The organism is Roseburia sp. 1XD42-34, assembly GCF_009917385.1.
In the GTDB taxonomy this organism is placed as follows: domain Bacteria; phylum Bacillota; class Bacilli; order Bacillales; family Amphibacillaceae; genus Virgibacillus.
Genome location: NZ_QWLJ01000046.1, coordinates 22,855 through 34,130, shown reverse-complemented (window position 1 = coordinate 34,130; position 11,276 = coordinate 22,855). Strand labels below are relative to the sequence as shown.

9 protein-coding genes and 12 tRNA genes are annotated in these 11,276 nt (G+C 39.2%); 1 reads left to right on the top strand and 20 read right to left on the bottom strand.

Annotation, left to right across the window (positions count from 1 at the left end; genetic code table 11):
* Positions 1-317 precede the first annotated feature (317 nt).
* The 13 genes from D1839_RS17885 to D1839_RS17825 form a co-directional block, all read right to left on the bottom strand.
* Positions 318-391 (bottom strand) — tRNA-Ile (locus D1839_RS17885).
* Between the two features lie 13 nt (positions 392-404).
* Positions 405-478, bottom strand: a tRNA-Gly gene (locus D1839_RS17880).
* A 16-nt stretch (positions 479-494) separates the two neighbouring features.
* Positions 495-571 (bottom strand) — tRNA-Pro (locus D1839_RS17875).
* A gap of 5 nt (positions 572-576) precedes the next feature.
* Positions 577-653, bottom strand: a tRNA-Arg gene (locus D1839_RS17870).
* Between the two features lie 26 nt (positions 654-679).
* A tRNA-Leu gene (locus D1839_RS17865) sits at positions 680-763 on the bottom strand.
* A 151-nt stretch (positions 764-914) separates the two neighbouring features.
* Positions 915-996: transfer RNA gene (locus tag D1839_RS17860), tRNA-Leu, on the bottom strand.
* 16 nt (positions 997-1,012) lie between these two features.
* A tRNA-Lys gene (locus D1839_RS17855) sits at positions 1,013-1,088 on the bottom strand.
* Positions 1,089-1,212: 124 nt separating this feature from the next.
* Positions 1,213-1,287, bottom strand: a tRNA-Gln gene (locus D1839_RS17850).
* 4 nt (positions 1,288-1,291) lie between these two features.
* A tRNA-Asp gene (locus D1839_RS17845) sits at positions 1,292-1,368 on the bottom strand.
* Positions 1,369-1,392: 24 nt separating this feature from the next.
* Positions 1,393-1,464, bottom strand: a tRNA-Glu gene (locus D1839_RS17840).
* A gap of 6 nt (positions 1,465-1,470) precedes the next feature.
* Positions 1,471-1,561: transfer RNA gene (locus D1839_RS17835), tRNA-Ser, on the bottom strand.
* Between the two features lie 5 nt (positions 1,562-1,566).
* Positions 1,567-1,641 (bottom strand) — tRNA-Asn (locus D1839_RS17830).
* 223 nt (positions 1,642-1,864) lie between these two features.
* Positions 1,865-2,314 (bottom strand): SprT family protein, encoded by a 450-nt coding sequence (locus D1839_RS17825; RefSeq protein ID WP_120381162.1) that lies wholly within the window; start codon positions 2,312-2,314, stop codon positions 1,865-1,867.
* Between the two features lie 189 nt (positions 2,315-2,503).
* Here D1839_RS17825 and D1839_RS17820 point away from each other — a divergent pair, with 189 nt between their 5' ends.
* Complete coding sequence (locus D1839_RS17820) at positions 2,504-3,949, top strand: catalase (protein WP_120381161.1); 1,446 nt, start codon at positions 2,504-2,506, stop codon at positions 3,947-3,949.
* A 96-nt stretch (positions 3,950-4,045) separates the two neighbouring features.
* Here D1839_RS17820 and D1839_RS17815 read toward each other — a convergent pair whose 3' ends face one another.
* From D1839_RS17815 to D1839_RS17785, 7 genes are all read right to left on the bottom strand, one after another.
* On the bottom strand, positions 4,046-6,148 hold the full coding sequence (locus D1839_RS17815) for a Tex family protein (RefSeq protein ID WP_442970632.1): 2,103 nt from the start codon (positions 6,146-6,148) through the stop codon (positions 4,046-4,048).
* A gap of 1,062 nt (positions 6,149-7,210) precedes the next feature.
* A complete protein-coding gene (locus tag D1839_RS17810) occupies positions 7,211-7,807 on the bottom strand; it encodes a SpoIIE family protein phosphatase (protein ID WP_120381159.1) in 597 nt (198 codons plus the stop codon).
* Positions 7,808-7,809: 2 nt separating this feature from the next.
* On the bottom strand, positions 7,810-8,601 hold the full coding sequence (gene sigB, locus D1839_RS17805; protein ID WP_077297732.1) for an RNA polymerase sigma factor SigB: 792 nt from the start codon (positions 8,599-8,601) through the stop codon (positions 7,810-7,812).
* Positions 8,573-9,055 carry an anti-sigma B factor RsbW gene (rsbW, locus tag D1839_RS17800; RefSeq protein WP_050351141.1) on the bottom strand — a complete coding sequence of 161 codons (483 nt, stop codon included), beginning with the start codon at positions 9,053-9,055 and terminating at the stop codon, positions 8,573-8,575. The genes sigB and rsbW overlap by 29 nt, the downstream gene beginning before the upstream one ends.
* Positions 9,055-9,390, bottom strand: coding sequence for an STAS domain-containing protein (locus tag D1839_RS17795; RefSeq protein WP_120381158.1), 336 nt, complete (start codon positions 9,388-9,390; stop codon positions 9,055-9,057). Before D1839_RS17795 ends, rsbW begins: the two co-directional genes overlap by 1 nt.
* Positions 9,391-9,676: 286 nt before the next feature.
* On the bottom strand, positions 9,677-10,690 hold the full coding sequence (locus D1839_RS17790; protein ID WP_120381156.1) for a PP2C family protein-serine/threonine phosphatase: 1,014 nt from the start codon (positions 10,688-10,690) through the stop codon (positions 9,677-9,679).
* Between the two features lie 183 nt (positions 10,691-10,873).
* On the bottom strand, positions 10,874-11,275 hold the full coding sequence (locus D1839_RS17785; protein ID WP_120381155.1) for an anti-sigma regulatory factor: 402 nt from the start codon (positions 11,273-11,275) through the stop codon (positions 10,874-10,876).
* Between the last annotated feature and the right edge of the window lies 1 nt (position 11,276).

Sequence of the window (11,276 nt, the reverse complement as noted above, 5' to 3'; positions counted from 1 at the left end):
GTAAATCAGTAACACGTTACTGATTTACCAAAAAAGTTTGTGATGACGAACACCGTTCTTCATCATTCTTAGCTTCTCCCGAGATAGCTCCCGGTCGATTTTTTATAAGAAAAACAGAGATTGCTTTTCTTGACATACTGGTTGTTTTGTTCAGTTTTCAAAGAGCAAATTTGTTAACTTCTTTTAATGAAGCAACTTTTATATCATATCATCCTCACAAGAGAATGTCAACACCTTTTTTCGAAGAAATTTATTATGAACAATTTCATCAAAACAAACTTCTTACGATAATGCAATATATTTGCTATTTCAGCAAATGGGCCTGAGTGGACTTGAACCACCGACCTCACGCTTATCAGGCGTGCGCTCTAACCAGCTGAGCTACAGGCCCATGAATCATGTAATGGAGCGGGTGAAGGGAATCGAACCCTCGTCATCAGCTTGGAAGGCTGAGGTTTTACCATTAAACTACACCCGCTTAAAAAACTATTCGATGGTCGGGAAGACAGGATTTGAACCTGCGACCCCATGGTCCCAAACCATGTGCTCTACCAAGCTGAGCTACTTCCCGCATAATGGCGCGCCCGAGAGGAGTCGAACCCCTAACCTTTTGATCCGTAGTCAAACGCTCTATCCAATTGAGCTACGGGCGCAATAAACCAATATAACTGATTTGAAATGCGGCCGAGAGGACTTGAACCTCCACGGGTTATTCACCCACTAGGCCCTCAACCTAGCGCGTCTGCCATTCCGCCACGACCGCGACTTAAAAAAGTGAAAAATAAAAGGCTGTGTTCCACAGCTTTATTCGAAAGTCTTGATATTATTAATGAGAATAGTCATTGGAATCTCGCTAAAAATTTATCATTCGTGACTTTCTTTTAAATAAAGCTAATGTTATCTATTTGTAATTATGCGGGTGGAGGGAGTTGAACCCCCACGTCCGAAGACACTAGATCCTAAGTCTAGCGCGTCTGCCAATTCCGCCACACCCGCAGTGCATTATGGTTAATGGTGAGCCATGGAGGATTCGAACCTCCGACCCTCTGATTAAAAGTCAGATGCTCTACCGACTGAGCTAATGGCTCCTATTATCATTCAAATATTTTTAAGTTCTTAAATCAGCTTGTATAACCTGATCCTTGGTGAAATATGCAAGTAACATCACTTCTAACATCACTCGCGATTTGTACGTTTGTAAGAATCAAAAAATGGCTGGGCTACTAGGATTCGAACCTAGGATACACGGGATCAAAACCCGATGCCTTACCGCTTGGCTATAGCCCAACAATGGCGGTCCGGACGGGACTCGAACCCGCGACCTCCTGCGTGACAGGCAGGCATTCTAACCAACTGAACTACCGGACCCGACCTATGCATTTTTTAAAAAAATGACCCGTACGGGATTCGAACCCGTGTTACCGCCGTGAAAGGGCGGTGTCTTAACCGCTTGACCAACGGGCCATGAAATGGCGGAGAAGGAGGGATTTGAACCCTCGCGCCGCTTACGCGACCTACACCCTTAGCAGGGGCGCCTCTTCAGCCACTTGAGTACTTCTCCAAGTATGGCTCCACAGGTAGGATTCGAACCTACGACCGATCGGTTAACAGCCGATTGCTCTACCACTGAGCTACTGTGGAATTTTTCAAATCAAGAATAGCAACGAGAAATATAGTACAATAATTATCAATGAATGTCAATAGGTTAAAACCATTTTATCGTATAAAACTTTTTCTTCTTGCAACTAATATGTAATTGACAGCTTATTTAATTTACCACGAATGACAAAAATCGTCAATAGTTATTCTACTTTTCTCCTATTTATTTTGTAATTACCTATATAGAACTTCCCCCTTGTCGTCTCTATAATAAGAATAGCTTTCCTTTACACTTACCACATCTGTACTTTTTTATATCCACCTTCCTCTGTCGTTTAAACGTTTGATCACATGACTCGCAAATATATGTATACTTATATCTTTGCTGTGAGGGTAACGGAGAGCAATATCTAGGTGAATTGGTTGCACGCATTAATTCTTTAAATGATTTATCTTGATGCTTATACCCTTTTCCTTCGATATGAAGATGGTAATGACAAAGTTCATGTTTAATAATTCCTATAAACTCTGCTTCTCCTGCTTCTTCCAAATATCTTGGATTTAATTCAATCATCTTTTTAACAGGAATATATCTCCCACCTGTTGTCCTTAGTCGATTATTAAATATTACCTTATGCATGAACGGCTTGTTGAAGTAAGCTAAGGATATATCATTTACCCAATGGTGGAGTTCTTTATCACTTAGTAACGACATTTGAAAAACTCCCCTCCTTTTTTACAACATTATCATACAAAAAAAGACACATTTTTGCACGTAATCAACATCCGTAAACTATTTATAATTATTTTAATTAAATATTGATTTTTGTTTAATTTGTATTATAATATAAGTATCATTTAATTTTACTTAAGGGGAGGAATTAGTTTGAATAAAAGACACAGGATGACAACAGCAGCTGGCGCTCCCGTCGCTGACAACCAGAATTCCATCACAGCTGGGCAGCATGGTCCAACTTTAATACAAGATTTTCACTTACTAGAAAAGCTGGCTCATTTTAATAGAGAAAGGATTCCTGAACGTATCGTTCACGCCAAAGGAACAGGTGCGTATGGATATTTTGAAGTTACAAACAACGAAATTTCTAATTACACGAAAGCTGATTTCCTTAGTGCAGCAGGTAAACGCACAGATATGTTTATTCGTTTTTCTACCGTAGCTGGGGAACTCGGTTCGGCAGATACTGTCCGTGACCCACGTGGCTTTGCAGTTAAATTTTATACAAATGAAGGAAATTACGACTTAGTTGGAAATAACACACCTATCTTTTTTATAAGAGACGCAATTAAATTCCCTGACTTTATTCATACACAAAAGCGGAATCCTAAAACGCATTTAAAAGATAAAGATATGGTCTGGGATTTCTGGTCACTATCACCTGAATCACTTCACCAAATCACGTACCTACACGGTGATCGTGGAATTCCTGCCACGTTTAGACATATGAATGGATATGGGAGTCATACGTTTAAGTGGGTTAATAAAGACGGAGAGGCATTCTGGGTGAAGTATCATTTTATTAGTGAACAGGGTGTCAAAGGGCTTGAAGCTTCTCTAGCAGAAAAAGTTGCAGGCGAAAATCCGGATTATCATATCGAAGACTTACACAATGCAATTGAAAATGAGGACTACCCTGCTTGGAAATTATATGTCCAAATTATGCCTTATGAAGATGCAAAAACATACAAGTGGGATCCCTTCGATGTAACCAAAGTATGGTCTAAGAAAGATTATCCTCGTATTGAAGTCGGACGAATGGTATTAAATCGAAATCCTGAAAATTATTTTGCTGAAGTTGAGCAGGCGGCTTTCTCTCCTGGGCAATTCGTACCTGGAATTGAAGCTTCTCCAGACAAGATGTTGCAAGGACGTCTATTTGCTTATTCTGATGCACACCGCTATCGTCTAGGTGTAAACCATCACCAAATTCCAGTCAACCGTCCAAAAGTAGAAGTAAATAATTATCAAAGAGACGGGTTCATGGCAGTTAATGGAAATGGTGGAGACAAACCAAACTATGAACCAAATAGCGTGAACGGACCAGTTGAAGACCCGACAGCAAAAATAAAACCATTTGATGTTTATGGCGAGGCAGATAGTGTACCTTATGATAGTGATGACCATTATACACAAGCCGGTGATTTATATCGCTTAATGTCAGCGGATGAAAAAGATCGACTCATTCAAGCGTTTGTGGAACATATGAAACCAGTAACAAGAGATGAAATTAAGCTCCGTCAAATTGGTCATTTTTATAAAGCTGATCCTGAGTGGGGCGAGCGTATTGCGCAAGGACTTGGTCTTCAAATACCAGAAAATGTAAAATTGTAACTCAACAGCTACTACAACTTGGTTACATTTTTATAGTGGAATATTAGAAAAACTTGGCTATCGTAAAAGTCTTTTTGACGATAGCCGTAGTTTTTATTATTTTTTCTGAATCATGGATAATGCAATTCTTCCTTTATTAACATCGATATCATCTACCCACACTGTAACGACATCCCCTACCGAAGCGATATCCATTGGATGTTTCACAAAGGAGTGAGACATTTTTGAAATATGAACAAGTCCATCCTGCTTCACGCCAATGTCTACAAACACACCGAAGTCAACTACATTTCGGACAGTACCTTGTAATTCCATCCCAGGTTCTATATCTTCTAGTGATAATACATTTTTCTTTAAAATCGGTTGTGGAAAGTCATCACGTGGGTCACGCTCTGGCTTCGCTAATGCTTGTACAATATCATGAAGTGTCGGCTCACCTATCTCTAATCGCTCGGCGACTTCTCTATTATGAATCGATTGTACGGCTTTCTTCAACTTATCTGTACCGATATCTTCTAATGAACAATCGATAATATGCAGTAACTGTTCTGTTACCCTATAACTTTCCGGGTGTATCGGCGTTCGATCTAATGGATGATCTCCATCCATAATCCGCAAAAACCCAATTCCCTGCTCATATGTTTTGGCACCTAGGCGAGGGATTTTTTTCAATTGTTTTCGATTTGTAAACTTTCCTTCTTCTTCGCGCCGCTTTACAATATTATTAGCAACTGTTTTACTTAAACCAGATACGTATTGTAAAAGAGAAGAAGAAGCAGTGTTTACATTTACTCCAACTTGGTTAACCGCTGTTTCCACGACAAAGGATAAAGATTCATTTAGCGCTTTTTGACTAACATCATGCTGGTACTGTCCTACACCTATTGATTTCGGATCGATTTTAACTAATTCCGCTAATGGGTCCTGCACTCGACGAGCTATGGACACGGCACTTCGTTCTTCCACTTGTAAATCAGGAAACTCTTCTCTTGCAAGCTTAGATGCAGAATACACACTAGCCCCAGCTTCGTTCACGATAATATATGGGATGGACAGTTGGTGCTTATAAATAACATCTGAAATAAATTGCTCTGTTTCTCTGGAAGCTGTTCCATTACCAATGGCAACTAATTCAATCGAGTATTGCTTCATCAACTCCAGCACTATTTTTTCCGCGCCTGCCGTATCTTTTTTCGGTGCAGTCGGATACATCACACCAACATGGTGAACTTTCCCTGTTTCATCGACTACGGCCAGCTTACAACCTGTACGAAAAGCAGGATCTACACCGAGAATGGTTTTTCCTTTTAAAGGTGGTTGCAATAAAAGACTTTTCAGGTTTTTGGAGAACACTTCAATTGCCTGCTGCTCCGCTATTTCCGTTAAACTACTACGAATTTCCCGCTCAATTGAAGGTTGTATCAAACGTTTATAACTGTCTTCAATCGCATGTTGTAACAATTCTATAAGTTGTGTACTAGCAGAACGCTGTACTATTTTTTGATTTAAAAACTCCATGATCCGTTCAGTCGGCGGTTGAATAGACACTTTCAAAACCTCTTCTTTTTCCCCACGATTAAGCGCAAGGATACGGTGAGGTACTAATGAACGAACTTGCTCATGGAACGTATAATACATTTCATATACTTGCTTTTCATCTTTGTCACGGTCTTTTACTTCCGACTCAATTGTGCCTCGTTTCATCGTCTCATCACGCAAATACTCTCGAAAAGCTGGTTCTTCCGCAATCCACTCAGCAATAATGTCATTTACTCCTGCTAACACATCTTCTATTGTATGTAATTCATTTTCCTCAGAAATATAGTTCGCTGCTTCATCATCTAGCGCTACGATTTCCTGTTGCCAGACAAGCTGAGCTAGGGGCTCCAGCCCTTTTTCCTTGGCAATCGTCGCTCTCGTCCGACGTTTTTGCTTGTACGGGCGATATAAATCCTCAACTCGCTGTAATTGCGTAGCCTGTAATATTTCCTGTTGTAATTCCTCCGTTAATTTGCCTTGATCGGCAATACTACGTAACACCTCTTCTTTTCTCTCTGCTAAATGAACAGCGTATTTCCATTTATCTTGAACGGATTTAATTTGTACTTCATCTAATCCACCAGTAGCTTCTTTTCGATACCGAGCAATAAATGGAACCGTGTTTCCATCTTCTAGTAAAGCAATTACTTTATTGACAATGGGTGCTTTTACTTCTGTCTCCTTCGCTACCCATAACGTTAATTCTTGATTGATTTCATTTGCCACATGCTTACCTCCTTTACTCATGTTGTCTATTTTATCAAAAAAGAGCTTACTTTCCCACTATCGGTCTGACATACTTATTGAATGGGAGTGCTAACTAACTTAAATACAATAACTATTTATACATTTTTAAATGGGATTAAAAGGGAGTGTTGAAAATGGAATTTAAAAAACTAGCAGGGGAAGAACAAAGGCGAGAGCGCCCGGTTAGCAACGTAGCGACTGGAACGAAGCAAATGAGATAAAGGAATCATGCTCCTGCAACAGGAGTATGCCGACGTCGGGCGGCAAGCCCGTTTTTAGTCAGCCTTCCTCTTAACCTCGAACCAATGATGACTTATCGTAGGGCGCATTTCTAAAGTCGCATCGCTGCTGCGCTCATGCGCCGGACGTGGCTATTCGGTTATTTCGTTATCCACAAGCACCTCATTTTATACTTGCTTATTTTACAAGATGAACTAATTACTTTATATACCTTGAATCAATGGAGCTTTCACGTACAATCGACTTTCACAAAAGCAGATGTTATAATCAGTTTCAATAATGGGTAGTTCAAAAAGGACAAAGAAACATTCTGGTTGGAAAGAACGGGAGGAAGATTAGTTTAATAAATATTGGAGACATTTCTGATACCATTCCAATACTCTTAGATGTTCGAATCAGTAACAATATGAGAGGAAAGAGATACGGGACAAGAGCAGTTAATTGGCTTGGAGATTACGTATTTACAAACTTCGAAGAAAAGATCAGAATAGAAGCTTTACACGTCATGATAATATGGCGATGAGAAAAGCTTTCTTTAAATCCAACTTTGTCAAATAAGGTTACTTGAGAAGTGCTTGGGAAAACGCAGATGGAACTATTTCTAATATCGTGCTTTATGCAATCATTCGTAAAGACTGGGAACCTCAAACCATCACCCCCTGGCTATTAAATGAGCTGCCCTTCCCTTTTAATATATTGCCATCCCCACCCCCAGCATGAAGGGCTGATTTACTTTCAATCAGCCCCCTTATAGTACATGGCGATCAAGGTTGTATCGTCACATCTGTTTACATTCGATATATGTTTAAATGTCTCCGTAATTTCTTGTACATTTTTCGTCATTAAGTATTTTTGCGATAAATCTCGATCGGTTACCCCATCAGAGAACATAATAAACATCATATTTGACTGCAACTTCTCACGAACAATTTTAAATGGTCGATGGTAGCCTGCTAAATAGCCAGCATTGGGGATATTACGCTTTTTTTGCTGATTGTCCGTAATCGTTAGAATGCCAATGTTGCCGATGGAAGAAAAAGAATACATCGACGCTAGAAAATCAAGCTTGAGAATACCGATGACCACACCGCGTTTTCCTTGTAACTGCTCATTGCATCTTTTGATAATTGTTTCAATACTTGCGTGGATATTGCTCTTAATAATATCAATGACAACCTGAGACGATTCTTTTGCCAATTCACCACTGCCTAACCCATCCGCAATGGCGCAGACAAACTGGCGGTCTGTCTCTTCATAAAAGAAGCTATCACCACAGTAGTAATTGCCTGTTTTCGCTTGTTGAAATACAGACACTTGGACTTGTTGTTCCATCTTTAATCAAAGACCTCCGAATTCTCAGACTGAATTGCTTCTCGCAATTTACGCAATGAACGTCGTTGCAACCGCGAAACATGCATTTGCGATATGCCTAGTAATTCACCAGTTTCCTTTTGGCTCTTATTTTCAAAATACGTATATTGTAAGATTTTCTGTTCACGTTCAGACAATATCGGAAATATTTTCTCCAGAAGCATTCTCTGATCCGTCTGTTCATATCCCGTTTCTTCTTTGCCGACTAAATCTAATATAGCAACTGTGCTGCCATCGGAATCTGCCTCTACTTTCCGATCTACAGAAAGTGCTTTATAACTTTTCCCCATTTCCATTGTTTCCAAGATATCTTCTTCCGTCACTTGTAAATAGTCCGCTATCTGCTTAATCGAAGGGGAAGATTGATTTTCCATCGTTAAAACATCGACGGCTTTTTTTATTTTGGGACCTAATTCTTTAATACGTCTAGGAACATGTACACTCCATGTTTTATCTCTTATAAATCTTTTTATCTCACCGATAATAGTAGGTATCGCAAAAGATTCAAAAGATTTACCGAACGTTGAATCATATCGGCGTACTGCAGCAAGTAAACCGATCATACCTACTTGGACAAGGTCTTCATGAATTGCACTATTTTTCGAGTATTTACGTGCAATTGATTCTACAAGATCTTTATATTTTAGTACAAGTTGTTCCTGTAGCTGCTCATCAGTAGGCTCTTTTTGTAATGATTCAATTAATTGGTAAACCTCATCTCTTCCGCTATTGTGTGGTTGAGATTTGGTCGTCATCCAAGCCCACCTCAGCTTCATGTTCATGTATATATTTTGTCATTAATACAATGACACCGTAATGATTATTGATTTGAACTTTATCCATTAATGCATTAATTAAAAACAGACCAAAACCCCCTTCTCTTAATTCTTCAATTGATTCGGTCTCTTTGTATGGTCCAATCCCATCTTTTATTTCATTTAAGTCGAAACTGCCACCATGATCTGCAACCATGATTTCCAACCGATCTTCATAGACACCAAATCCAATGGTGACTTCACCATCCTCATCCTCATCATACGCATGGGTCACCGTATTAGTAATGGCTTCGGATATAGCTATTTTCAAATCTTCTATATCTTCATAAGAAAAGCCCATTCTGTTGGCAATTCCTGAAATACTTAACCTTACAACTCCTACATATTCTGCTTTAGCTGGAACCTTCAGTTCAATAAAATCAAATTTCTCCATTATTCGCTCCCACCTCGAATCGAAGCACGTAAATCCATGATTTCATCTAAGCCGGTTATTTTAAATAACCGAAGCACGCGATCTTGGATATTCACAAGTGTAAGCTTACTGTTATACTCTTTCGATGATTTTAATGCACTAATAAATGTGCCCAGACCAGTACTGTCCATATAATTTATCTCTGCTAAATCTACTTCTACATGATGCTCCTCTTGCCTCGTAAGTGGAATTAATGCTTCTTTTAAATTCGGAGCAGTATAAGCATCAATTTCTCCAACCAAGTAAACAACCGATTTCATTGGCTCTTCATTCACCACGTTAATCGTTAAATTCATACTTTCCCTCCTAAATCACAACATAATAAACTGAAACTTCATTCAGGAAGAGTTTGCCTCCATTTTCTACTGAATGTTTCGTACCACAAGGGAATGACCCAAAAGCCCTTGAACGAATTGGGCATTTAGGTGCTGTTATCTCCCGCTTAGACTTATTTGTTTTTACCTCCAGCTTTGAAACTGGATGTCTTACAGCAGCACCTTACATGCTGGATAAACACATGAGGTATTAGATACGTATTCATAAGCCCACATTACACTTACTAATACCCAATACTGAAAATGCTTAAACTTCTCTGCGCAAAATGAGTAATGTAAAATCATCTCGTAGTTCAAAGTCCTGTAACCGCTCAAAATATTTAAACGTTTGATCAACCATCACCTGCGCAGGCAAATGGGCGTTCTGTTTAATGACATCTAATACCTCTTCACGCTCAATAAAGCGTTCTCCATCCCTGCATTCTGTAACTCCGTCGGTTAAGAGAATCACCATATCCCCTTGTTCTATTTTCAGTTCATACTGGGGATAGGTAGTATCCGGTGTAACACCTAAAACAAGACCTTTTGTTTTCAATTCAACAAAAGCATCCTGACTAGACCTATAATAGAATCCTGGTTCATGACCAGCTGAAGCGTAACAAAGTGTATGGTCAGAAGGGAGGTATTGCGCATAAAACATCGTAATAAACATACTTGGATCAACGTTTCTTTCCACGACTCGATTCATATTTGCTAATATGGCTTTAGGCGTCATTGCATCCTCAGGGTAACTATCCATGGCGTATTTGATCATCGACATGCACAAGGCAGCGGGAATGCCCTTTCCAATCACATCAGCCATTGCAATTCCTAATGATCCATCCCTTCCTTTCACAAAATGATGGTAGTCACCATTCATTTGGTGTGCCGGAACACTTATAACTCCAATGTCTAAACCTTCAATATTCGGCTTCTTTGTTTCCAGAAGCGTTTCTTGCATGCTAGCAGCAACTGATATTTCCGCTTTCAATTCAGATTGCTTTTCTCTAAGCTGCTGATACTCTTGATGAGCAATCCCGTAGGCAATCATTGCTTCTAGTAAAAAATTCATGGAATATTGAATGTCTTCACTTAAATTGGGGTACAAATCTTGGAGAGATTGAATATGCATATTCACAATTTCATCCGGAAGAACATTATTTTTAATAAACGCTTTACTAGCCTGTTCAATTTCATATAGCGATTGCTCGTCTCTTGTTTCAATGTATCGTTTCATTAATGCTTTATAAGCTTCTGTATCTAATTTCAATAAACCGCTCATTATTTTCCCCCTCACTCTCCATGACAACTGGATAATGGGAAGCAGTTAATAGCTCTTAGATAAAATAAAATTAATCAAAACATGCGTCTACTACACTCCGTTGCATTTCTTCTATTAAGCTATAACGCTTATATTCCCACAGTTATTCTTATGTTTTTTGTAACGGTAGCATAAAATGCACTTTTATCTTAGCCATTTGATCGCTTTTACACGAGTCCCTTTACCAACTTCTGATTGAAGGTCAAATTCATCCATTAGCCTCTTCACACCAGGTAAACCTGCACCCAATCCGCCAGAGGTTGAATAGCCATCTTCTAAAACTTGTCCAACATCTTCAATCCCTGGACCAATATCTATGGCAATAATGCATAACCCTTTTTGCTCAAACGTATCAATGACTTCAAAACATATTTGCCCGTGTTCTGCATATAAATAAATATTTCTTGCTAGTTCCGATATGGTTGTAGCGATTCTAGCCTGATCAACAGTGCCAAAACCAATTTCCCTTGCAATATCTCTACCTAGCTGTCGTGCACCTACTATATCCCATTCTTTTTTTATATTCACGCAAGATTGAGGCTTCATT